Source organism: Pseudomonas sp. 15C, from assembly GCF_055484735.1.
Map to the genome: position 1 here is coordinate 47528 of NZ_JBUDGD010000025.1, position 23291 is coordinate 70818.

The 23291-nt window shown below is 61.5% G+C and carries 24 protein-coding genes; 8 read left to right on the top strand and 16 right to left on the bottom strand.

The window, feature by feature from the left end:
* Window positions 1–50: 50 nt before the first annotated feature.
* From ACYYKW_RS14800 to yiaY, 4 genes are all read right to left on the bottom strand, one after another.
* On the bottom strand, window positions 51–689 hold the full coding sequence (locus ACYYKW_RS14800; protein WP_464990441.1) for a LysE family translocator: 639 nt from the start codon (window positions 687–689) through the stop codon (window positions 51–53).
* 84 nt (window positions 690–773) lie between these two features.
* Window positions 774–1487: a PA3715 family protein gene (locus ACYYKW_RS14805; protein ID WP_464990442.1), complete on the bottom strand. Its 714-nt coding sequence runs from the start codon at window positions 1485–1487 to the stop codon at window positions 774–776.
* Between the two features lie 38 nt (window positions 1488–1525).
* Window positions 1526–2251, bottom strand: coding sequence for a PA3715 family protein (locus ACYYKW_RS14810; protein WP_464990443.1), 726 nt, complete (start codon window positions 2249–2251; stop codon window positions 1526–1528).
* A gap of 117 nt (window positions 2252–2368) precedes the next feature.
* The gene (gene yiaY, locus ACYYKW_RS14815; RefSeq protein WP_464990444.1) at window positions 2369–3517 is read right to left on the bottom strand and encodes an L-threonine dehydrogenase; all 1149 of its coding nucleotides are present in this window, start codon (window positions 3515–3517) and stop codon (window positions 2369–2371) included.
* A gap of 154 nt (window positions 3518–3671) precedes the next feature.
* On the opposite strand from yiaY, the gene ACYYKW_RS14820 reads away from it, so the two are divergent.
* A complete protein-coding gene (locus ACYYKW_RS14820) occupies window positions 3672–4691 on the top strand; it encodes a DUF4917 family protein (protein WP_464990445.1) in 1020 nt (339 codons plus the stop codon).
* 162 nt (window positions 4692–4853) lie between these two features.
* Here the strand turns inward: ACYYKW_RS14820 and ACYYKW_RS14825 are convergent, their stop codons facing one another.
* On the bottom strand, window positions 4854–5198 hold the full coding sequence (locus tag ACYYKW_RS14825; RefSeq protein WP_093103876.1) for a YegP family protein: 345 nt from the start codon (window positions 5196–5198) through the stop codon (window positions 4854–4856).
* Between the two features lie 160 nt (window positions 5199–5358).
* Window positions 5359–5940: a DJ-1/PfpI family protein gene (locus tag ACYYKW_RS14830; protein WP_464990446.1), complete on the bottom strand. Its 582-nt coding sequence runs from the start codon at window positions 5938–5940 to the stop codon at window positions 5359–5361.
* A gap of 267 nt (window positions 5941–6207) precedes the next feature.
* Between ACYYKW_RS14830 and ACYYKW_RS14835 the strand changes: the two genes are divergently transcribed.
* Window positions 6208–7113, top strand: coding sequence for a DMT family transporter (locus tag ACYYKW_RS14835; RefSeq protein ID WP_336355069.1), 906 nt, complete (start codon window positions 6208–6210; stop codon window positions 7111–7113).
* 63 nt (window positions 7114–7176) lie between these two features.
* Here the strand turns inward: ACYYKW_RS14835 and ACYYKW_RS14840 are convergent, their stop codons facing one another.
* The 4 genes from ACYYKW_RS14840 to ACYYKW_RS14855 all read right to left on the bottom strand — a co-directional run bounded on the left by ACYYKW_RS14840 (window position 7177) and on the right by ACYYKW_RS14855 (window position 10788).
* The gene (locus ACYYKW_RS14840; protein ID WP_464990447.1) at window positions 7177–8403 is read right to left on the bottom strand and encodes a class I SAM-dependent methyltransferase; all 1227 of its coding nucleotides are present in this window, start codon (window positions 8401–8403) and stop codon (window positions 7177–7179) included.
* Window positions 8404–8747: 344 nt separating this feature from the next.
* Window positions 8748–9365: a TPM domain-containing protein gene (locus ACYYKW_RS14845; RefSeq protein WP_090282170.1), complete on the bottom strand. Its 618-nt coding sequence runs from the start codon at window positions 9363–9365 to the stop codon at window positions 8748–8750.
* A gap of 33 nt (window positions 9366–9398) precedes the next feature.
* Complete coding sequence (locus ACYYKW_RS14850) at window positions 9399–10154, bottom strand: TPM domain-containing protein (RefSeq protein WP_464990448.1); 756 nt, start codon at window positions 10152–10154, stop codon at window positions 9399–9401.
* Between the two features lie 25 nt (window positions 10155–10179).
* Window positions 10180–10788 (bottom strand): LemA family protein, encoded by a 609-nt coding sequence (locus ACYYKW_RS14855; RefSeq protein ID WP_093103893.1) that lies wholly within the window; start codon window positions 10786–10788, stop codon window positions 10180–10182.
* Window positions 10789–11040: 252 nt separating this feature from the next.
* On the opposite strand from ACYYKW_RS14855, the gene bglX reads away from it, so the two are divergent.
* Window positions 11041–13332 carry a beta-glucosidase BglX gene (gene bglX / locus ACYYKW_RS14860; RefSeq protein ID WP_464990449.1) on the top strand — a complete coding sequence of 764 codons (2292 nt, stop codon included), beginning with the start codon at window positions 11041–11043 and terminating at the stop codon, window positions 13330–13332.
* 131 nt (window positions 13333–13463) lie between these two features.
* Here the strand turns inward: bglX and ACYYKW_RS14865 are convergent, their stop codons facing one another.
* The 5 genes from ACYYKW_RS14865 to ACYYKW_RS14885 all read right to left on the bottom strand — a co-directional run bounded on the left by ACYYKW_RS14865 (window position 13464) and on the right by ACYYKW_RS14885 (window position 17853).
* Entirely contained in the window at window positions 13464–14621 is a 1158-nt protein-coding gene (locus ACYYKW_RS14865; protein WP_464990450.1) for a phospholipase D-like domain-containing protein, read from the bottom strand.
* A gap of 1 nt (window position 14622) precedes the next feature.
* A complete protein-coding gene (locus ACYYKW_RS14870) occupies window positions 14623–15213 on the bottom strand; it encodes a YceI family protein (protein WP_090282165.1) in 591 nt (196 codons plus the stop codon).
* 220 nt (window positions 15214–15433) lie between these two features.
* A complete protein-coding gene (locus tag ACYYKW_RS14875; protein WP_464990451.1) occupies window positions 15434–15730 on the bottom strand; it encodes an amidase in 297 nt (98 codons plus the stop codon).
* A complete protein-coding gene (locus ACYYKW_RS14880; RefSeq protein ID WP_093103905.1) occupies window positions 15727–16806 on the bottom strand; it encodes a serine hydrolase domain-containing protein in 1080 nt (359 codons plus the stop codon). Before ACYYKW_RS14880 ends, ACYYKW_RS14875 begins: the two co-directional genes overlap by 4 nt.
* 168 nt (window positions 16807–16974) lie before the next feature.
* Window positions 16975–17853, bottom strand: coding sequence for an acyl-CoA dehydrogenase middle domain-containing protein (locus tag ACYYKW_RS14885; protein WP_464990452.1), 879 nt, complete (start codon window positions 17851–17853; stop codon window positions 16975–16977).
* 153 nt (window positions 17854–18006) lie between these two features.
* Between ACYYKW_RS14885 and olsB the strand changes: the two genes are divergently transcribed.
* Complete coding sequence (gene olsB / locus ACYYKW_RS14890) at window positions 18007–18762, top strand: L-ornithine N(alpha)-acyltransferase (protein ID WP_071174633.1); 756 nt, start codon at window positions 18007–18009, stop codon at window positions 18760–18762.
* Complete coding sequence (locus tag ACYYKW_RS14895) at window positions 18762–19553, top strand: lysophospholipid acyltransferase family protein (RefSeq protein WP_336355059.1); 792 nt, start codon at window positions 18762–18764, stop codon at window positions 19551–19553. The genes olsB and ACYYKW_RS14895 overlap by 1 nt, the downstream gene beginning before the upstream one ends.
* A gap of 124 nt (window positions 19554–19677) precedes the next feature.
* On the opposite strand, the gene ACYYKW_RS14900 is transcribed toward ACYYKW_RS14895, so the two are convergent.
* Complete coding sequence (locus ACYYKW_RS14900) at window positions 19678–20256, bottom strand: acyl carrier protein phosphodiesterase (protein WP_093103914.1); 579 nt, start codon at window positions 20254–20256, stop codon at window positions 19678–19680.
* A gap of 167 nt (window positions 20257–20423) precedes the next feature.
* Here ACYYKW_RS14900 and ACYYKW_RS14905 point away from each other — a divergent pair, with 167 nt between their 5' ends.
* The 3 genes from ACYYKW_RS14905 to ACYYKW_RS14915 are packed head-to-tail and all read left to right on the top strand — an operon-like array spanning window position 20424 to window position 23008.
* Window positions 20424–20726 carry an ArsR/SmtB family transcription factor gene (locus ACYYKW_RS14905; protein WP_007917068.1) on the top strand — a complete coding sequence of 101 codons (303 nt, stop codon included), beginning with the start codon at window positions 20424–20426 and terminating at the stop codon, window positions 20724–20726.
* A gap of 33 nt (window positions 20727–20759) precedes the next feature.
* Window positions 20760–21926 carry an MFS transporter gene (locus ACYYKW_RS14910; protein ID WP_093103917.1) on the top strand — a complete coding sequence of 389 codons (1167 nt, stop codon included), beginning with the start codon at window positions 20760–20762 and terminating at the stop codon, window positions 21924–21926.
* A gap of 32 nt (window positions 21927–21958) precedes the next feature.
* The gene (locus ACYYKW_RS14915; RefSeq protein ID WP_464990453.1) at window positions 21959–23008 is read left to right on the top strand and encodes an alkene reductase; all 1050 of its coding nucleotides are present in this window, start codon (window positions 21959–21961) and stop codon (window positions 23006–23008) included.
* Window positions 23009–23291 lie beyond the last annotated feature (283 nt).

Here is a 23291-nt window from a genome sequence, read left to right on the forward strand (position 1 = left end):
TAGAAAAACTGGCCCAGGCACGACGAACGGTGCGTCCGGCAGATCCCGCATCAACTCTTGGTCGGCATCAAACCCGGCAGCGCATGCATCAGCGCGTTGATGGCGAAACCGATGAACATCACCCCGCACAGGCGTGTGATCAACAGTTCGTGACGCTGATAAACCCTGCGCACGCGATGGGCGCCGACCACGCCCACCAGAATCGCGTAAGCCAGCGCGCCGCCAACGAAACTCAGGGCAATCAGCGCCGGCAGCATCGACCAGTTGAGCAGTTCGGCGCGGCTCGACAGCAGCGCAGTGAACGTCGCCACGGCCACCGGGTAGGCCTTGGGATTGGTCAGACCGAAGACAATGCCGTGCCAGAACGGCTGACGCGCGGCGCCTTGCGCTTCGTCGCCATTGCGCCGTTGGGCACGCACCGCACGCCAGCCGAGCCAGAACAGATACAGCGCGCTGAGCACACCGAGCACATCGAACGCCGTGCTGCCGATTTCACGGGCGCCGACAATCGCGATCAACGCCGTGCTGCACCAGACCACATCACCGAGCAAATGCCCACAGAGAAACCCCGCCCCGGCCCGCCGCCCATGCGCCGCACCGATGCCGAACACCGCCAGCACGCCCGGTCCTGGAGTAATGCCGTAGATGAAACCCGAGGCCAGCACGGCCATAAGCAACGATGGAGTCATGGGGAACCTGCAAGCGCCAGAACACGTGGCGGCCAGTCTATATCAGCCGCGAGGCGAGGTCGCCGACCGGTGAGAAATCATGAATCAAAACCCCCTGAAGTCCTCAGGAACGACATATTGCTCACCGTCGTAAGTCAGTGTGATACGGGTCTGTTTCAGTTGGGTCACGCTGGATACACATTGCTGACCTGACCGGGTGTTTTTCGTCTTGCTGCCACGGGTGGTGACGATGAGGTCGGCCAGACCATGGTGGCTGGTGGGCCCCACTTCGACGCTACGGCGAATCTTCTTCTCGTAGCCTTCGCAATCTACGAACTCACCGTTGCTCTTGGCAATCACCAGCCCCTCCAGCACCGGGCGCAGCGCATTGCCTTCGCGCACATACAGGGCCAGATCGGTTTTTTCGTAGGGGTTGGCCTGGGAGCTGTGCGAAAACCTCGAGCGCAAGCCAAAAGCCCGAGTCTCGGGCGCCAGTCGATAACGGGCCGTGTCGATCCGCAGGTCCTCGAAGCGCACGGCATCGGAGTTGTACGCCCCCGGTTTGCGGTAGGTGGCGATGGGTTTGGCGCTGCTCGCGTCGACGATCGCCAGATCCAGATCGAACACACCGGCCTCATCGTCACCGGGGTCGGCCAGATACGTCGAGGTCACCGCGATCGCCTGGTTCTGCACCGCAGGCCAGACCTTGCAGCGTGACAGGGACTTGCCGTCGAAGGCCTTGATGTCGCACGCGGCCTGGGCCTGGAAGGCACAGGCGAGAAAACCAATGGCAATCAGCAATCTGGTGGGTGGGAGCATGGTTCTTCCTTGATGACAGTCGTGTGAATGCAGGTCGATTACAGACCTTTGAAACCTTGTGGCAGAACGTAAGACTTGCCGTCATAACGCAAGGTTGTCGAAACGGGTTTGGACTCGGTGATCTTATCCTTGCAAGCGTCGCCCTTGCCCACACTTGAAGTACCTGTTTCCCTCGTTCTCACGATAAGGTCCGCGTAGCCATGGGAGCTGGTTTTGGCGATCTCAACGGTTCGGGTAATTTCACTGCGCTCGCCCTCGCAATTTCCGTCCCATTCGCCGCCATACTGATAGACCAATAACTGCTGCAGCACAGGGCGCAGCGTTTCACCTTCTCTGACGTAGAGGGTGAGCTGTGTCTCATCCAATGGATTGAGTCGAGAGCTATTGGTAAAACGGCTGCGAACACCAAAGGCGCGGATATCGGGAGCGACCGAATAGCGAGCGGTATCCAGCGTCAGCTCGTGCAAAGCGACGCCGTTTGATTCGAAGGCGCTGTCCTGATGCAGGGTGGCGATTGGCCCGGCTTGGCCGTCCTGCCCAATAGACAGGTCGAGATCATAAAAGCCGCTCGTCCCCACATCAGAGCCGGCTGCGCGCTCAAACGTGGCTTTGGCGCTGATGGACTGCCCCGGATGAGCCGGCCAGTCCTTGCATACAGAAAAATCCGCATCCCCGCTGACGGCAGGAGGCGTGCAATCAGACCAAGCCTGGCCAGCCATCAACCACCCGCAGAACACTGCTGCGCTGATCCACATGGACTTCATTGTCACTTCCCGCTCCTTGATGACATTTCCAGTCGCGCACTATCCCCTTCTGAACCGGACGATTCAACAAAAGCAGACCAAATTGCCATTACGTAGACAGTCGCTGCTGTACCGTTCTCAGAAAGCGTTGCGAAAGATCTCCTCGATCTGGCGCTGATCCGCCGCCCGTGGATTGGTCAATCCGCAAGCGTCCTTCAAGGCGTTGGCGGCGAGCAGCGGAATGTCGCTGAGTTTGGCGCCCAGCTCACGCAGGCCGCCGGGAATCTCAACGTCTCTGGCCAGGCTACGGATCGCGTTGATCGCGGCTTGCGCGCCCTGCTCCGCGCTGAAGCCGCGAATGTCTGCGCCCATCGCATGGGCGACGTCTCTCAGTCGCTCAGCACACACCTGCGCATTGAACGCCTGCACATGAGGCAGCAACACTGCGTTGCACACACCGTGGGGCAAATCATAGAAGCCGCCCAACTGGTGCGCCATCGCATGGACGAACCCCAGCGAGGCGTTGTTGAAGGCCATGCCCGCGAGAAACTGCGCATAAGCCATGTTCTCCCGTGCGGCCAGGTCGCTGCCGTCGCGCACGGCCAGGCGCAGGTTGTTGCTGATCAGGCTCATGGCCTTGAGTGCGCAGGCATCGGTGATCGGGTTGGCGGCCGTCGAGACATAAGCTTCGATGGCGTGGGTCAGCGCGTCCATGCCGGTTGCCGCCGTCAGGCCTTTGGGCATGGCGACCATCAATTGCGGGTCGTTGACTGATAGCAGCGGCGTGACATTGCGATCAACGATGGCCATTTTCACGTGGCGCGATTCGTCGGTGATGATGCAGAACCGGGTCATCTCGCTGGCGGTGCCGGCGGTGGTGTTGATCGCGACCAGCGGCAGTTGCGGCTTTTGCGATCGATCGACGCCTTCGTAGTCGCGAATGTGCCCGCCATTGGTTGCGCAGAGAGCGATGCCTTTGGCGCAGTCGTGGGGCGAACCGCCGCCCAGCGAGACGATGAAATCGCAGCCGCTGTCCTGCAAAAGCACCAGCCCGGCCTCGACATTGGCGATGCTCGGGTTGGGTTTGGCGCCGTCGTAAATCACCGAGTCGATGTCCTGCATCGCCAGTTTCTCCGCCACCATAGTCGCAACGCCAGCCTTGGCCAGACCGCTGTCGGTGACGATCAACGCCTTGCCGAAGCCATAGTTGCGGATCGCGTCCATGGCTTCGTCGAGGCAGCCGCTGCCCATGATGTTGACCGCCGGAATGAAGAAGGTGCTGCTCATCGTGTGTCTCCTGTCTAGGGCCGGCTCGAGCGCTGCGCTCCGGCAGATGCACACAGGATCGACCGATCGGTCACGACGGATGTTGATCTGGCTCAATGCCCGCTCGTGATAAAGTCGCCGCCCATCTGCCCCTTTGTTTTGAGACGCCTGCGCAATGACTGATTTTCTGAATGTCGACGCCACCCTCGAAGACTGGAACGCTCTGCGCGCCGCGACCGATTTCAACGGTTTGCTGGTGGGCAATGGCGCCAGCCGCGCGGTATGGGACGACTTCGGCTACGACTCGCTGTTCGAAAATGCCCGCACCGTGGAAGAAAAACCTTTGAGCGCCTCGGAGCTGGCGGTGTTCGATGCGCTGCAAACGCGCAGCTTCGAGCAGGTACTCGGCGCACTGAAAACCACCAGCCGGGTCAACAAGGCGCTAGCCGTCAGCTCGGCGGCGCCGCGCAATCGCTACTACGCGATCAAGGAAGCGCTGATCAACACCGTGCACGCCATGCACATCCCGTGGCGGCTGGTGCAGCCGTCAACGCTGGCGACGCTGAGCGAAGAACTGGCGCGCTATCGCACGGTGTTCACCACCAATTACGATCTGCTCAACTACTGGGCGCTGCAACACGACAGCGCAGTGATCGACGATCTGTTCAACGGCCCGAACGCCAGTTTCGACCTGAGCGAAAGCACCACTGACAAACCGCGCTTGCTGTACTTGCACGGCGGTCTGCATCTGGTGCGTAACCAGGACGGCACGGCGCGCAAACTGACCTCGACCGAGGGCACGCTGCTCGGCAGTTTCGCCATCAACAACACCCTGAAAACCCTCGATGACGTGCCGCTGTTCGTCAGCGAAGGGCCAAGCGCGGACAAGCTCAAGACCATCCGCAGCTCGGATTACCTGTCGTTCTGTTATCAGCAGTTATTGGGACACGACGGCAGCCTGTGCATCTTCGGCCATGCCTTGGGCGAACAGGATGCGCACATCATCCGCGCGCTGCGCCTGGCCAAACCGACAAGCGTGGCGATCTCGATTTACCCGCGCAGTGCGGCGTTCGTCCAGCATCAGAAGCGCCATTACACCAGGGTGTTCGACGGCACCGGGGTCGAGTTGCGGTTCTTCGATGCCAAGAGCCACGCGCTGGGCGATCCGAAGTTGTCGGTGCCGGTCGAGGTTTAGCGGCGAGGCTACCGACGCCATCGCGAGCAGGCTCACTCCTACAGGGGATCGCATTTCAACTGCAGGAGTGAGCCTGCTCGCGATAGCGGTCTATTGTTCGGCATCTCTTTCGAAGCTGATGGCCTCATCGCGAGCAGGCTCGCTCCAGGGAAGGTGGTGTGTTCAGAGGACCGGCAAGGTCTTGTCCTTGATCACCTTGGTCGCGCCGTTGCTTTTGACGCTGGCGATGCCTTTATCGCAAGCGGCGTCCGAGGAGTACGCCTCGCTGCTGCCAATGACCTGATGGTTGGCCGCTTTCAGATTGAAATAGGGATGGCCGTCCTTGGTCGACTTTTTTTCGTAGCGCTCGTCCACCGCGCTGTTGCTCTGCACGGCGGCGATGCCACCGTCGGCGCCGGCGCGTGTGGTGTACAGCTCGCTGGTCAGAATCGTTTCGGCATTCGCTGCTTTGAGCACGAACCTGAATTGGCCGTTGCTGCTTTTGCTGACTTCGTACCATCCGGACATGCGCGTTGCTCCTTGGCGATTTAGGCAGAGTGCGCTTCAAAGTAAAGACCAGCGCGAGCTATCTGTCGCCTGTTGCGGCCCCATCGCCAGCAGGCTGGCTCCCACACTGGAATGCATTCTCGTGGGAGCAAGCCTGCTCGCGAACGGGCATGACCACTCATTACAAGATGATTTGCGTGCCGAGCAACCCGAGGAACCCGGCCAGCCATTTTGGGTGCGCGGGCCATGCCGGTGCCGTGGCCAGATTGCCCTGGACGTGGCCGTCGGTGACTGCGATGTCGATGTAGATACCGCCGGCCAGCCGCACTTCCGGCGCACAGGCCGGGTAGGCGCTGCACTCGCGTCCTTCGAGTATGCCCGCCGCGGCCAGCAGTTGCGCACCGTGGCAGACCGCGGCGATCGGTTTGCCGGCGTTGTCGAAGGCGCGCACCAGTTCAAGGACTTTCTCGTTCAGCCGCAGATACTCCGGCGCGCGCCCGCCGGGGATCAGCAGCGCGTCGTAATCGGCTTCGCTGACCTTGGCGAAGTCGAAATTCAGGGCAAATAGATGGCCGGGTTTTTCGCTGTAGGTCTGATCGCCTTCGAAGTCATGAATCGCGGTGCGCACGGTTTGTCCGGCGGCTTTGTCCGGGCACACGGCATGCACGCTGTGACCCACCATTTGCAGGGCCTGGAACGGCACCATTACTTCGTAGTCTTCGACGTAATCGCCGACCAGCATGAGGATTTTTTTTGCGGGCATGGGGAGCACTCCTGCGGGAAAGGTCTGGAAGTATTCAAGGTAGACCGAATCTGGATGTTTGGTGGTGGGGGTTATAGACCGAGCCATCGTTCATCGCGAGCAGGCTCACTCCTACAATTTGGAATGCATTCCCCTTGTAGGAGTGAGCCTGCTCGCGATGGCGTCGGCAAACTGTACGCCTCAATTTGTGTCTGTCTGTAACAGCCTGAAGCGTGCGGTTTATGGCTAGATGGAGGACTTCCCGCCACCTCAAATCCGGTGCCTCTCATGTCCTCGCGCGAAAACACCGGCATGGCCCTCGGCCTGCTCGGTGTAGTGATTTTCAGCCTGACCCTGCCCTTCACCCGCATCGTGGTGCAGGAACTGCATCCGCTGCTCAACGGCTTGGGGCGGGCACTGTTCGCGGCGATTCCGGCGGCGCTGCTGCTGTTGTGGCGTCGCGAGAAGTGGCCGAGCTGGCAGCAAGTCAAAGGCCTGAGCCTGGTGATCGCCGGGGTGATCCTGGGTTTTCCGGTGTTGTCGGCGTGGGCCATGCAAACGTTGCCGGCGTCCCACGGTGCGCTGGTCAATGGTTTGCAACCGCTGTGCGTGGCGCTGTACGCGGCGTGGCTGTCCCATGAGCGCCCGTCGAAAGCTTTCTGGGCTTGCGCCGCGTTGGGCAGTGCGCTGGTGCTCGGTTATGCCTTGTACACCGGGGCGGGCAGCATTCAGGCCGGGGATTTGTTGATGCTCGGCGCGATTGCTGTCGGCGGGCTGGGTTACGCCGAGGGCGGCCGCCTGGCCAGAGAGATGGGCGGCTGGCAGGTGATCTGCTGGGCGCTGGTGCTGTCGACGCCGCTGCTGATCGGGCCGGTTGTGTACCTGGCGTTGCAACATCAGGGCGCAGTGTCGGCCAGGGCCTGGTGGGCGTTTGGGTATGTTGCGCTGTTCTCGCAGTTTCTCGGATTTTTCGCCTGGTACGCCGGGCTGGCCATGGGCGGCATCGCCCGGGTCAGTCAGATCCAGTTGCTGCAGATTTTCTTCACTATCGCCTTTTCTGCGATGTTCTTCGGCGAACACGTCGAGCCGATCACTTGGGTATTTGCCTGCGGCGTGATTGCCACGGTCATGCTCGGGCGCAAGACCGCAGTGAAAGCCAATGTGGGAGCGAATCTGCTCGCGAAGGGGTCTTAGCAAGCGACTTCATTGTCGCCTGTCAGTCAGCTTTCGCGAGCAGGCTCGCTCCTTGGGTCAGCGTCAGGCCAGGTAGCCGTCGGCGCGCAGCAGGGTTTCCAGGCAGTGCTCGCTGATGTGGTAGAACGCTTTAAGTTCCTCAATTTTCGCCAACAGCTGCGCTGGGTCGACCGGCTCGGCGCGTTTCACCGCCAGGATCATTTTGTTCTTGTTGGTGTGTTCCAGCGAAATGAACTCGAACACTTTGGTCTCATAGCCGCAGGCTTCGAGGAACAGCGCACGCAGGCTGTCGGTGACCATTTCCGCTTGCTGGCCCAGGTGCAAGCCGTATTGCAGCATCGGTTTGAGCAGCGCCGGGCTCTGGATCTGCAGGCGGATCTGCTTGTGGCAGCACGGCGAGCACATGATGATCGACGCGCCCGAGCGGATGCCGGTGTGGATCGCGTAATCGGTGGCAATGTCGCAGGCATGCAGGGCGATCATCACGTCCAGCTCGCTCGGCGCGACGCTGCGCAAGTCGCCGCACTTGAACACCAGCCCCGGATGCTCGAGTTTGGCCGCCGCGGTGTTGCACAGGTTGACCATTTCCTCGCGCAACTCGACGCCGGTGACTTCGCCTTCGGCCTTGAGAGTGTTGCGCAGGTAATCGTGGATCGCGAACGTCAGATAGCCCTTGCCCGAGCCGAAATCCGCCACCCGCACCGGCTTGTCCAGCGCCAGCGGTGACGAGGTCAGGGCGTGGCTGAACACTTCGATGAACTTGTTGATCTGCTTCCACTTGCGCGACATCGCCGGGATCAGCTCGTGCTGGGCATTGGTCACGCCAAGGTCTTGGAGAAACGGCCGGCTCAACTCGAGAAAGCGGTTTTTCTCACGGTTATGCTCGGCAGACGGCGCCTCGCGCAATTGCTGAGGTTTGCTCTTGAACAGCGACGACTTGCCCTTTTTGCTGTATTCCAGCTGGGCTTCGTCACTCAGCGCCAGCAAATGCGCATTCTTGAACGAGGTCGGCAGCAGCCCCGCAATCGCCGCTACGCCTTCAGCCAGGGGCAGGTTCTTGGTGATGTCGCGGGTCTTGTAGCGGTAGACGAAGGACAGGTGCGGCTGGGCCTTGACCGTCACCGGTTTGATGATCACCCGCTGCAGATCCGCCTCGTCACCGACGTACTTGGCCAGCACCAGTTTGATGAAACCGTTCTGTTCGAGGCTGGTTTGCAGCAGCTCGATGAATTGGGCGTGGTGGTCGGCGGCCGGCTTGGTGGACGGCGCGGAAGAAGCGGAAACGGACATGGACAAGCGGCCTCGGACGGGCGGAAACGGAAGTGGCGGGTATTTTAGGGGGGATGGGGGTTGGGGACACGCGCTTATTTGCTGAACGGTTGGTTTCAACAGTTAAAAAGCTACCCTCACCCCAGCCCTCTCCCGGAGGGAGAGGGGGCCGATCGCGTTGTTCCATCGAGTTGCACCGACCTGAAATACCGAGTTGAACTCAGGTCTAAAGCATCATTGCAACAACTCGCTAATCGACTCGGTTTCTCAGGTCGACATCGAGCGCAAGACACCTCGGTCGGCTCCCTCTCCCTCCGGGAGAGGGCTGGGGTGAGGGGCTGCGATCCCAAGCAGGAAGAACTGCTTCAGCCCAACACCACCAACCGATTCGGCAACTCATTCCTCACCTGCGTCACCGGCACATGCACCTTCAACAACTCGCCACACGCCTCGATACAGGTAACAAACCCCTCCAGCGTGCGCCCCTGCCGCACCTGCTCGGTAAACGCCGCAACAATCACATCCCAGTTCTTATTGTCCAGACGCCGCGAAATGCCCTCGTCCACCAGAATCTCCACATACCGCTCAGCCTCGCAGACAAAAATCAGCATGCCGGTGCTGCCAACGGTGTGGTGCAGGTTCTGCTCAAGAAACTGCCGCCGCGCCAGGTTCGAGGCGCGCCAGTGCCGCACGCGACGCGGGACCAGATGGGTGGTGATTTTCGGCAGGCGGAACAGCAGGCACAGCACGATGAACAAGCCCCACTGCACCATCAGCAGGCTGCGCAGGGTCAGCCAGCCGGTCAGGTAATGCACAACGCCCGGCAGCACCAGCGCCAGCAGACTGGCCCAAAGCAGCGGGATGTAGGCATAGTCGTCTGCGCGCGCAGCCAGCACCGTGACCAGTTCGGCGTCGGTGTCGCGTTCGACCCGGGCGATCGCCTCGGCGACTTTGCGTTGTTCGTGTTCAGTCAGTAATGCCATGTCGAAAAATGCCTGCTCGTTATTGTTCTGTTCTCACCAGCCGCCGGACGAACCACCGCCGCCGAAACTGCCCCCGCCGCCGCTGAAGCCGCCTCCGCCGCCACCGCCCCCGCCGAATCCACCGCCACCAAAACCGCCCCCGCCTCCGGAGCCGCCACGGCCGGCGGGCAGGATACCGAGCATCTGGCAGACAAACACCGTCAGGATGAACAACATCACCAAAAACATGAACAGCGCCGGATGCCGCGAGATGAAATCATCGGCCGAGTCGCCACTGGATTCGTACACCGTCGACGGCTCGTCCAGCGGATTGCCACCGAGCACCACCAGCATCGCCGCGACGCCGTCGCTGATGCCTTTGCTAAAATTCCCGGCCTTGAATGCGGGCGTGATGACCTGATGGATGATCACCGACGCCTGCGCATCGGTCAGCCGGTCTTCCAGCCCGTAACCGACCTCGATGCGCAACTTGCGCTCGTCACGGGCGACGATCAGCAGTGCGCCGTTATTCTTGTCCTTTTGGCCGATGCCCCAGTGCCGGCCCAGTTGAACGCCGAAATCTTCGATGGTGGTGCCCTGCAGATCGGGCAGCGTGACCACCACCACTTGTTCGCCGGTCGCCTGTTCGTGGGCCTGCAATTGCTGGCTCAGTTGCGCACGCAGCGACGGCTCGAGCATCTGCGCCTGATCGACCACGCGACCGCTCAGCGCCGGGAACGTCAATTCGGCCTGGGCGCTGACGGCAAACAGCCAGAGCATCAGCACCAGACCCGTTTTCAACACGCGCATGGACAACCTCATCGCCAACATCGGATCAGAACTTCACTTCCGGGGCCTTTTCCGCGCCGGGCGTGGTGGCTTCGAAGGTTTCGCGCACTGGCAGATCGCTGTACATCACGCTGTGCCACAGGCGTCCGGGGAAGGTGCGGATCTCGGTGTTGTATTTCTGCACCGCCAGAATGAAATCGCGGCGCGCCACGGCGATGCGGTTTTCCGTTCCCTCGAGCTGCGATTGCAGAGCGAGGAAGTTCTGATTGGCCTTCAGGTCCGGATAGCGCTCGGAGACCACCATCAGGCGGCTCAACGCGCCGGTCAGTTGATCCTGCGCCTGCTGGAACTGCTTGAGTTTCGCTGGATCGTCGAGGGTGCTGGCATCGACCTGGATCGACGTCGCCTTGGCCCGCGCTTCGATCACGGCGGTCAGGGTCTCCTGTTCATGGGCTGCATAGCCCTTCACGGTTTCCACCAGGTTGGGGATCAGATCGGCGCGGCGCTGGTACTGGTTCTGCACCTGGCCCCAGGCGGCTTTGGCCTGTTCGTCGAGGGTCGGGATATTATTGATGCCGCACGCGGTCAAGAACGTAGCCAGCACCAGCAGCGTGGCCACTTGCAAACGTGAGCGGTAGGTCGGGCTGATCGTCATTGCGGTGATGCTCCTTTGATTAAAAAACCGCGCGCTGAATATTCCGGCACGGCGGTTGGGGCATAATCGGCCCCGCCACTGGATTGCGACGGGCTTATGGGCTAAAAAGTGCCCTTCGCGTTCACGCTGCCGCTGTCGGCTGTGGTTTTTTGGCTCTGAATATTCGAGCCGGCACCCGAACAACAATAGTCGCTCCTTACATTTTGGCTGGCCGGTGTTTCGTCACCGCTTGGGCCCTTGAGAAAAATATTCATGAAGAAGCTGTGTTTGCTGGGTCTGTTCGTCAGCCTGGCCAGTCACCAGGTACTGGCCGCCACGGTCCCGGTTCCCTTGGAAAACAAGGACGCGTTCATCAGCAACCTGATGGGCCAGATGTCCCTCGATGAGAAGATCGGCCAGTTGCGCCTGATCAGCATCGGCCCGGAAATGCCTCGCGAGCTGATCCGCAAAGAGATCGCCGCCGGTAACATCGGCGGCACCTTCAATTCGATCACCCGCGCGGAAAACCGGCCGATGCAGGACGCCGCCATGCGCAGCCGCCTGAAGATTCCGATGTTTTTCGCGTACGACGTGATCCACGGTCACCGTACGATTTTCCCGATTCCGCTGGCCCTCGCCTCGAGCTGGGACATGGACGCCATCGGCCAGTCCGGCCGTGTTGCCGCAAAAGAAGCCGCCGCCGACAGCCTCGACATCACTTTCGCGCCGATGGTCGACATTTCCCGCGACCCACGCTGGGGCCGCAGCTCCGAAGGTTTCGGTGAAGACACCTACCTGACTTCGCGCATTGCCGGGGTCATGGTCCGCGCTTATCAGGGAGCAACCCCGAGCGCCGCCGACAGCATCATGGCCAGCGTCAAGCACTTCGCCCTGTACGGCGCGGTCGAGGGCGGTCGCGACTACAACACGGTCGACATGAGCCCGGTGAAGATGTACCAGGATTACCTGCCGCCGTACCGCGCCGCGATCGATGCCGGCGCCGGTGGGGTGATGGTCGCGTTGAACTCGATCAATGGTATTCCGGCCACGGCCAATACCTGGCTGATGAACGATCTGCTACGCAGAGATTGGGGCTTCAAGGGCCTGGCAGTCAGTGACCACGGGGCGATTTTCGAGCTGATCAAACACGGCGTCGCTCGCGACGGTCGTGAAGCAGCGAAGCTGGCGATCAAGGCCGGCATCGACATGAGCATGAACGACACGCTGTACGGCAAGGAACTGCCGGGGCTGCTCAAATCCGGCGAAATCGAACAGAAAGACATCGACAACGCGGTGCGCGAAGTGCTCGCCGCCAAGTACGACATGGGTCTGTTCAAGGACCCGTACCTGCGCATCGGCAAGGCCGAAGATGATCCGGCCGACACCTACGCCGAAAGCCGTTTGCACCGTGCCGAGGCCCGCGAAGTGGCGCGGCGCAGCCTGGTGTTGCTGAAGAATCAGAATGAAACCCTACCGCTGAAGAAAACCGCGAAAGTCGCGCTGGTCGGCCCGCTGGCCAAAGCGCCAATCGACATGATGGGCAGTTGGGCCGCCGCCGGTCGCCCTGCGCAATCGGTGACGCTGTTTGACGGCATGAGCGCAGTGATCGGCGACAAATCGAAGCTGATCTACGCCCGTGGCGCCAATATCACTGGCGACAAGAAGGTCCTCGACTACCTGAACTTCCTCAACTTCGATGCGCCGGAAGTAGTCGATGATCCGCGCCCTGCCAGTGTGTTGATCGACGAAGCGGTCAAGGCCGCCAAGGATGCCGACGTGGTGGTTGCGGCAGTGGGCGAATCCCGTGGCATGTCCCACGAATCCTCGAGCCGCACCGACCTGAACATCCCGGAAACCCAGCGCGAGCTGATCCGCGCGCTGAAAGCCACGGGAAAACCGCTGGTGCTGGTGCTGATGAACGGCCGCCCGCTGACGATTCTCGAAGAGAACCAGTCGGCTGACGCGATTCTGGAAACCTGGTTCAGCGGCACCGAGGGAGGCAACGCGGTTGCCGACGTGCTGTTCGGTGACTACAACCCGTCGGGCAAACTGCCGGTGACCTTCCCGCGCTCCGTCGGGCAGATTCCGACCTACTACAACCACCTGAGCATTGGCCGGCCGTTCACCCCGGGCAAACCGGGCAACTACACCTCGCAGTATTTCGATGACACCACCGGGCCGCTGTTCCCGTTCGGTTATGGCCTGAGCTATACCACCTTCGCCCTCAGCGACATGGCCTTGTCGTCGACCACGTTGAATGCCACCGGCAAGCTCGACGCCAGCGTGATGGTCAAGAACACTGGCAAGCGTGACGGCGAAACCGTGGTGCAGCTGTACATTCAGGACGTCACCGGCTCGATGATCCGCCCGGTGAAAGAACTGAAGAACTTCCAGAAAATCATGCTCAAGGCCGGCGAACAGAAAGTCGTGCACTTCACCATCACTGAGGATGACTTGAAGTTCTACAACGCCCAACTGAAATACGCGGCCGAGCCGGGCAAGTTCAATGTGCAGATCGGCCTGGATTCGCAGAGCGTGACGCAGCAGAGTTTCGAATTGCTGTAATTTTTCAGGTAACACATAAACCTGTGGGAGCTGGCTTGCCAGCGATGGCGGCCTGACAGTCAACTGATATGTTGAATGTGATGGCCTCATCGCTGGCAAGCCAGCTCCCACAGTGTTTTTGGGGTGTCCCGTTAACCGCGTCTATCGAGGATGTTGACCACCAACCGATCCACCCAGCCCCACACCCGCTGCTTGACCCGCCGCCACAACGGCCGGCGCTGCCACTCCTCCAGGCTGACCAACTGACTCAGCCCGAAGTCCCTGACAAAACTCGCCTCCACTGCCGCCGTCAACGACGGATCCAGTGCTTCCAGGTTCGCTTCCAGATTGAAGCGCAGGTTCCAGTGATCGAAGTTGCACGAACCGATGCTCACCCATTCGTCCACCAGCACCATTTTCAGGTGCAGGAAGCACGGCTGGTATTCGAAGATCTGCACCCCGGCCTTGAGCAGTCGCGGATAGTAACGGTGCCCGGCGTAGCGCACTGACGGGTGATCGGTGCGCGGCCCGGTCAGCAGCAAACGCACGTCGACACCGCGCGCCGCGGCCTTGCGCAGCGAGCGGCGGATTTTCCACGTCGGCAGGAAATACGGCGTGGCCATCCAGATGCGTTTCTGCCCGCTGTTCAGCGCGCGAAACAGTGATTGCAGAATGTCGCGATGCTGCCGCGCATCGGCATAAGCCACGCGGCCCATGCCCTCGCCCTTGTCCGGCACACGCGGCAAACGCGGCAAGCCGAAATGCGCGGCCGGGCGCCAGGCGCGCCGGTAGCGGTTGGCGATCCACTGACGGTCGAACAGCAATTGCCAGTCGATCACCAGCGGGCCGCTGATTTGCACCATCACTTCGTGCCACTCGCTGGTGTCCTCGTTCGGCGTCCAGAATTCATCAGTGACACCGGTGCCACCAACCACCGCCAGACATTGATCGACCAGCAGCAGTTTGCGGTGATCACGATAGAAATTGCCGACCCATCGCCGCCAGCTCAAGCGATTATAGAAACGCAGTTCCACCCCGGCAGCGGTCAGGCGCTGACGCAAGTGCAAGGTAAACGCGAGGCTGCCGTAATCATCGAACAGGCAGCGCACACGCACACCGCGCTCGGCCGCCGCCGCCAGCGCCTGGACGATGGTGTCGGCGCAGGCGCCGGCCTCGACCAGATACAGTTCCAGTTCGATCTGTTCTTTGGCGGCGGCGATGTGCTCGAGCATCCGCGGAAAGAAGTGCGGGCCATCGATCAGCAGCTCGAAGCGGTTGCCGTCGCGCCAGGGAAACACTGCGCCGCGCATGTCAGCGCGCCGTGAAGATCAGCACCGCACCCACCGGTACCGACAGGCTGATGGCCGATAGATCGGCAAGCTTGCGCAGGCTTTCCAGCCCCGGCGCGAGGTCGAAATCCTCGGCGTTTATCACCAGCGGCTCGAGGGTCACCACTTGAAAGCGCCGATCATCCAGGCGCGTCGCCAGCAGCTCGGCGGGATATTCGTGTTGCTTGCCATGCAGATTGACGGTCAATGGCAGGCGCAATTCCAGCTGCGCGCCGGGGGCCAGATCGTTGATCGGGCGCAGGTCGATCTGCGTGGTGATCGTCGCTTCCGGGAACTGCTCGATCTGGAACAACTCCTTGCGCATCCGCTCATCGCGAAGCGGAATGCCGCTGTTGATCGACTCCAGCTCGACCTCGACTTCGGCACGCCCATTGGGATCGACCTTGCCGTGCAGCACCAGAAAGCGCTGCACTTCGGAGACACTGGCGTTTTTTGTGCTGACGAACGACAGCCGCGACGACTCGCCGTCCAGATACCAATTGGCTTGGGCCGGCAATGCGGCGGCGGCCAGCAGCAGGCAGGAAAGGGTTGTGTACAGGGAGCGGTTGAACATTGAGCACTCGTGGGGGCGATAAACCTGAGCCGAACATTAACCGCCCGCCGAGTTATTGCAAACTGAAGATCACCACAGATGCCTGCACTGATGAGACCCTTGTGGGAGCTGGCTTGCCAGCGATAGCGTCGTCACAGGCAAAATTTTCGCTGGCTGATCCACTGCAATCGCTGGCAAGCCAGCTCCCACATGATCTCCATTCACAGGGAATCGAGTGTGGTCAGGGATCGAGGCGGCAGCCGTGGCGTTCGCTTTGCCACTGCGCGCTATTGCTGCGGCCGATGCCGCTGACCGTGACGGTTTTGCTGGCACTGTCATCGGTGAACTGGCTGATCGGCAGCCACTGCTTTACATAGCCACGGCAGTATTCGGCGTCGTTGTTCATCACATACCGGCACGAGCAATATTCCTTGGCGGTGTAGGCGCTGATGATGTCCGGAAAGGCCCACAGATTTTCACGCTCGTAAGCGATCCAGCCGAGCAGCAGGACCAGCAGTAACAGCAATAAGCGCTTCATGGCTGCACCGCCTTGAGTACGCGCGCGAGCAATTCGTTGTGGCGATAACTGCCATCGCGATCATCGGCGTAGCGCACAACCACCAGTTTCTGGCCGGGAATCACGTACAGCGCCTGGCCCCAATGGCCGAGCGCGGCGAAGGTGTCGGGTGGCGCGGCGGGCCATGGCGATGACGCGCCGTCCACCGCGCGATTGAGCCACCAATGACCGCCGGGCACGGCTTCGTCCTGACCCGCCTTGTAGCTGGCGAAGGGTTCCCGGTTGAACGCGACCCAATCCTGGGGCAGCAATTGCCGATCCTGCCAGCGCCCGTCGCGCGCCATCAGCAGCCCGACTCGCGCCAGATCCCGCGCGGTAAGGTAGGCGTAAGACGAGGCGACGAACGTGCCGCTGGCATCGATTTCCCAAACCGCGCGGCGAATCCCCAGCGGTTCGAACAATGCCGTCCACGGGTAATCGGCATAACGCTGCGGGCCGAGCATGCCTTTCAACGCAGCGGCGAGCAGGTTGCTGTCGCCGCTGGAATAACGAAACGCCCGACCCGGTTCAGCGTAGGTCGGATGATCAGCGGCGAACACGGCCATGTCGCGACGACCGCGGGTATAGAGCATCGCCACCACCGAGGATTTCAGCGGCGCGTATTCGTAGTCTTCCTGCCAGTCGATGCCCGAGGCCCAGTGCAGAAGGTCGGCGATTTTGATCCCCGGGTGGTTTGCCAGCGGCGGGTAATACTGCGCGGCCGGGTCTTCGAGCTTGAAGCGGTGTTCGCCATACGCCACGCCGAGCACGGTGGCCATCAGGCTTTTGCTGATCGACCAGGTCAGGTGCGCGGTTTGCGCGGTGGTCGGACCGGCGTAGCGTTCGTAGATGATCTGGCCGTCGCGGATGATCAACAAGGCGTCGGTGCGGATGCCTTGGCGGGTGCTGTCGTCGCGGGGCGGGAAGGCGTAGGTTTCCAGCGCCTCGACGGCTGGGCCGGTGATTTTCGGGCCGGTCGGCCATTGCTCGCCGGGCCATTGTTCGGCGTGCGCGGTGAGGCTGATGAGCAGCAGGAACAGGGACAGACCTTTGAACATGGTCGAGGCTCTGGGAAATGAACCTGCTGAGACTAGTCGGGGTTTATGACAGGGCGGTGGCGTTTCGTGAATTGCTATCGCGAGCAGGCTCACTCCTACAGTTTGATCGCATTCCAATTGAAGAATCACGGTCCCCTGCAGGAGTGAGCCTGCTCGCGATGAGGCCTTTTAATTCGCCGCCAAAGCCTTGGCCAACCGCTTGCCCCTCGCCCCCGCCGCCAATTGCATCACGGCCTTGTCCCGCTGCCACATCTGCGCCCACGCCACCGGGCCTGCGGCCAACGCTTGATCCACCTCCCCCGCCAGCGCCTCGAACTGCGCAAACAACCCACCCAGCAACACATGCCCGGCCAGATTATCCGGCGCTTGCCGGCTCGCTTCGGCACACCCGGCCAACAGCGCCAGCAAACGTAATTGCAGGGTCTGCGGCCAGTCACTGTCCTGGCCGACGCCGTAAAGCCACGCAGTCATCGCGCTCAGCACGTACACGTCTTCAAGGGTGCGAAAGGGTTTGACGTACGCATCCCAGCCATCGCTGGCGAGTAATTCGCACAACGCGCCATCCAGACGCAGACGACCGTGGCTGATGTCTGGCATCAACGGCAGCGCCGGCAGTGTTTCCACGGTCACGCCGGGCTCACCGGGATAGACCACCGCCAACGTCAGTCGCGGTGTTTCGCCGTCTGATTCGCTGCGCGCGGCCACCAGCAGCCAGTCCGCCGCATCGCCTGCCGTGACGAAATCCTTGCGCCCGCTCAGGCGCAAGCCGTGCAGGCGCGTTTGCATATCCGCCGGGCGCAGGCTGCGCTGTTCGGTGGCGCACAACGCGCCGAGGCTCAATGGCGCGCTCGGCCAGAGCATGCGCAACGCCGCCTGATAGCCGACGAGAAAGGCCAGCCCCGGCGTGGCCATGCGCCGCCCGCCGGCGACTGCCAGTTCGAATGGCGAGACAGTGCCCAGCGTCTGCAACAGCGTCGCGAAACCCTCAGCGAGGTCGGCGACGGCGGGCAAGCGTTCGCTACGTTGCAACAGATCTGACCAGGGCACGGGCGGCTCCTTCTGGGCTGTCATATAAGCATCACCGAACGTTCATGGCGATGACACCGGGGCTACATAGCCTGACTTTGCACAACACGGCTGCATAAAGAAAGTCGATCGGCTGCAACCCATGACGGGTTCAAGGCCCGTACGGAGATTCACATGACGCAAATCGCCCGCATCAGCGACACCGGCAATGAACGCCGCCTGCAAGCCGAACGCCTGATCGGCGCCGAAGCCTTGCAGCAAGCCCAGGCCCTGCGCTTCGCCGTTTTCAGCGGCGAGTTCAACGCCAAACTCAAAGGCGCGGAACTGGGTCTGGACATGGATGACTATGATGTTCACTGCAGCCACATCGGCGTGCGTGACCTGAACACCGGGCGCCTGGTGGCGACGACCCGTTTGCTCGATCACACCGCTGCCAGCAGCCTGGGCAAGTTTTACAGCGAAGAAGAATTCAGCCTGCATGGCCTTGCGCACCTGCAAGGCCCGATCCTGGAAATCGGCCGCACTTGCGTCGATCCGGCCTACCGCAACGGCGGGACCATCGCTGTGCTCTGGGGCGAACTGGCCGAAGTGCTGAATCAGGGCGGCTACAGCTACCTGATGGGTTGCGCGAGCATTCCGATGCAGGACGGCGGCATTCAGGCCCATGCGATCATGCAGCGCCTGCGCGAACGTTATCTGTGCACCGAACACTTGCGCGCCGAGCCGAAAAAACCGCTGCCAACGCTGGATATCCCTTCCAATGTGATCGCCGAAATGCCGCCGCTGCTCAAGGCCTACATGCGTCTGGGCGCGAAGATTTGCGGCGAGCCGTGCTGGGACGAAGATTTCCAGGTCGCCGACGTGTTCATCCTGCTCAAGCGCGACGAACTCTGCCCGCGCTACGCCAAACACTTCAAGGCGGCCGTGTGATGAGCCGGTTGCGGGTGTACGCGCGAATCGCGCGGGTGCTGCTGGTGGTCTCGCTGGGCCTGAGCATGGCCAGCGTGTTCGGGGTGTTCGAGCGCATTGGCCTGGCGCATTCGATGGAGCGGCGCCAGCGCTGGTCGCGCTTTTTCATGGCGCGCCTGAGCAACGCCCTGCCCTTTCGCGTGAGCGTACATGGCGAGCTGCCGAAACAGCCGATGCTGTGGGTGAGCAATCATGTGTCCTGGACCGACATTCCGCTGCTGGGCATGCTCACGCCGCTGTCGTTCCTGTCCAAGGCCGAAGTGCGCACCTGGCCGGTGGCCGGCTGGCTCGCGGCCAAGGCCGGCAGCCTGTTCATCCGCCGCGGCTCGGGTGACAGCCAGTTGATCCGCAAGCAGATGACCCGCCATCTGCAAAGCGAACACGCCTTGCTGATGTTCCCCGAAGGCACCACCACCGACGGCCGCTCGCTGCGCACTTTTCATGGTCGCTTGTTGGCGGCGGCGATTGATTCACAAGTGATGCTGCAACCGGTGGCGATTCGTTATCTGCGCCATGGCGAAGTCGATACGTTGGCGCCGTTCATTGGCGACGACGATTTGCTCTCGCACCTGATGCGCCTGTTCAGCAATGACTGCGGCGATGTCGAAGTGCATTTGCTCCAACCGATTGCCTGTGAAGGCCGCGAGCGCGCGGCACTGGCGTTCGAAGCGCAGCAGGCGGTGCAGAAGGCGTTGTTTGGCTCGATTCCTGAGACCCGACAATCCCCAATGCGCCCGGCAATTGCTGCCTGAAACACATTTCCGCCATTCACCTTGCCCCCTGTGGGAGCGGGCTTGCCCGCGATAGCGGTGGGTCAATCAACATCAAAGTTGAATGTGCCGACGCTATCGCTGGCAAGCCAGCTCCCACAGGGATTCAGGTGGTATGTGTTTGCAGTGCAAAGTCCTGCAGTTGTGGGTAAAAGAGACTGAAGTCTTCACTCAACGGTTCATACAACCGCCGCAACTCCTCCATCGCCCCCGCCAGTTCCTCCGGCCGGGTCAGCCGCCGCGAAATTCCGCGCAGCACCTGCTCCAGTACTTCGAACTGCTGATACGACCCCAGCCAATCATTGGCAACCATGTGCGGCGCGATCTTCGCCAAACGCTCCGGCAATTGCTGCTCACTGGAAAGCACCCGGTAAACGCCAGCCGTAAACACCTCCAGCGGTTGCTCGGCATACAGCGACCAGTCCCGCGCCAGGCAATGATCGAAAAACACATCAAGGACGATTCCGGCATAACGCCGGCGGGTTTCGGTGAAGCGGCCCAAGGCGATGTCCACCAGCGGATGGCGATCTGTGAATACGTCAATGCGGCGATGCAGTTGAATGGCTGCTTCGACCTCCGGCGCAAACTGCCCCTGCAACCGACCTTTGACGAAATCGCCGTAGAGGCTGCCGAGTAACTGGCCGGGGCGCTGACCGCCCAGATGCAAATGTGCGAGATAGTTCATGGGCGCAGCTTAGCACTGCGCCAGGCGAGCCGGCAGCTCTATATCGTTATAACCCGATATAGCGATTCATGCGCTGATCAGAACCAATTCATATTGGTATATCGCGATCCAACGATTTAAAGTTCGCCACATTGCGATATATCGCCACTGCCAACACGAGCCCTGCCATGAACCTCGACCTCGACGAAATAATAAAAGCCCTGGCGCACCCAGTACGACGAGACATCCTCAACTGGCTGAAAGACCCCAAGAACGAATTCCCCGAGCAGTTGCACAACCACGAGTACGGCATCTGCGCCGGGCAGATCGATCAGCGTTGCGGCCTGTCGCAGTCGACGGTCTCTGCGCATCTGGCGACGTTGCAACGCGCCGGTCTGATCAGCAGCCAGAAGGCCGGTCAATGGCACTTTTTCAAACGTAACGAGGACGTGATCCAGGCGTTCCTCAGCACCCTCAGTAAAGAGCTCTGACCCTTGACGTCAGTCAGCCGCAAGGAAACCCGCATGCCCCTTTCGCTTCTCATCCTCGCCTTGAGCGCCTTCGCCATCGGCACCACCGAGTTCGTCATCATGGGCCTGTTGCCCGATGTCGCGGCCGATCTCGGTGTGTCGATTCCCGGCGCTGGCTGGCTGGTGACCGGTTACGCCCTCGGTGTGGCCATCGGCGCACCCTTCATGGCGATGGCCACGGCGAAACTGCCACGCAAGGCGGCACTGGTCGCACTGATGGGCATCTTCATCGTCGGCAATCTGCTTTGCGCCATCGCCAGTGATTACAACGTGCTGATGTTCGCCCGCGTGATCACCGCGCTGTGCCACGGCGCGTTCTTCGGCATCGGCTCGGTGGTGGCGGCCAATCTGGTCGCGCCGAACAAACGTGCTTCCGCCGTAGCGCTGATGTTTACCGGCCTGACCCTGGCCAACGTGCTCGGCGTGCCGCTCGGTACGGCGCTGGGCCAGCACGCGGGCTGGCGCTCGACCTTCTGGGCGGTGACCGTGATCGGCGTGATTGCACTGATCGGTCTGATCCGCTTCCTGCCGGCCAAGCGTGACGAAGAAAAACTCGACATGCGCGCCGAACTCGCGGCTCTCAAAGGCGCCGGTATCTGGCTGTCGCTGAGCATGACCGCGCTCTTTGCCGCCTCGGTCTTCACCCTATTCACCTATGTTGCGCCGCTGCTCGGCGAAGTCACCGGCGTCTCGCCCCGTGGCGTGACCTGGACGCTGATGCTGATCGGCCTCGGGCTGACCGTCGGCAACATTATCGGCGGCAAACTGGCCGACAAAGGCATGGCCGCCACGCTGATCGGCGTGTTCATCGCCATGGCCGTGATCTCCACGGTGCTGAGCTGGACCAGCGTGGCGCTGATCCCGAGCGAAATCACCCTGTTCCTCTGGGCCACCGCGTGTTTCGCCGCGGTGCCTGCGCTGCAGGTCAACGTGGTGACCTTCGGCAAGGCGGCACCGAACCTGGTGTCGACTCTGAACATCGGCGCGTTCAACGTCGGCAACGCCCTCGGCGCCTGGGTCGGTGGCACGGTCATCGCCCACGGTTACGGCCTGACCAGCGTACCGCTGGCCGCCGCCGCGCTGGCCGTGCTGGCGCTGCTGGTGACCCTGATTACTTTCCGCCAGAACGGCAATGCCGAGCTGGCCGCTGCATCCAACTGATCAACTTCCTTAATTAAGAGAGGCTTGTAGACATGGCGACTATTTTTGACCCGATCAAACTCGGCGACATCGAGCTGAGCAACCGCATCATCATGGCCCCGTTGACCCGCTGCCGCGCCGACGAAGGCCGCGTGCCGAATGCGCTGATGGCCGAGTACTACGTACAGCGCGCCTCGGCCGGCCTGATCCTCAGCGAAGCCACCTCGGTGACGCCGATGGGCGTCGGCTACCCGGACACCCCAGGCATCTGGTCCAACGACCAGGTACGTGGCTGGGCCAACGTGACCAAAGCCATTCACGGCGCCGGCGGCAAGATTTTCCTGCAACTGTGGCACGTCGGCCGTATCTCTCACCCTTCTTACCTCAACGGTGAAGCGCCGGTGGCGCCGAGCGCGATTCAGCCAAAAGGCCACGTCAGCCTGGTGCGTCCATTGGCCGATTACCCGACGCCGCGTGCGCTGGAAACCGCCGAAATCGCCGACATCGTCGACGCCTACCGCACCGGTGCCGAGAACGCCAAAGCCGCCGGTTTCGACGGCGTGGAAATCCACGGTGCCAACGGCTACCTGCTCGACCAGTTCTTGCAGAGCAGCACCAACCAGCGCACCGACCAGTACGGTGGCTCGCTGGAAAACCGTGCACGTCTGCTGCTGGAAGTGACCGACGCCGCGATCGAAGTCTGGGGCGCCGGCCGTGTCGGTGTGCACCTGGCGCCGCGCGCTGACTCCCACGACATGGGCGACGACAACCTCGCAGAAACCTTCACCTACGTGGCGCGGGAGCTGGGCAAGCGTGGCATCGCGTTCATCTGCTCGCGTGAAAAAGAAGGCGCCGACAGCCTTGGCCCTCGACTGAAAGAAGCGTTTGGCGGCCCGTACATCGCCAACGAGAAATTCACCAAGGACAGCGCCAACGAGTGGCTGGCGGCTGGCAAGGCGGATGCGGTGGCATTCGGCGTGCCGTTCATTGCCAACCCGGACCTGCCGGCGCGGTTGAAGGCTGATGCGCCGTTGAATGAGCCGCATCCTGAAACCTTCTATGGCAAGGGGCCGGTGGGTTATATCGATTATCCGACGTTGTAAACGATCGTGTAGAAATGAAGAAGCCCCCGACTTGTGAGAGTTGGGGGCTTTTTTGTGTTCGGCTGGGGAGTGATTGCGCAGCTGAGTGCGTAGCCCCTCACCCCAGCCCTCTCCCGAGGGAGAGGGAGCCGATCAGCGTGTACCCTTAATCCTGAGTTCGGCTGGATATTTCAGGGCGGCGTAGATTGAGTCAACAACGCGGTCAGTTCCCTCTCCCGAGGGAGAGGGAGAGGGAGCCGATCAGCGTGTACCCTTAATCCTGAGTTCGGCTGGATATTTCAGG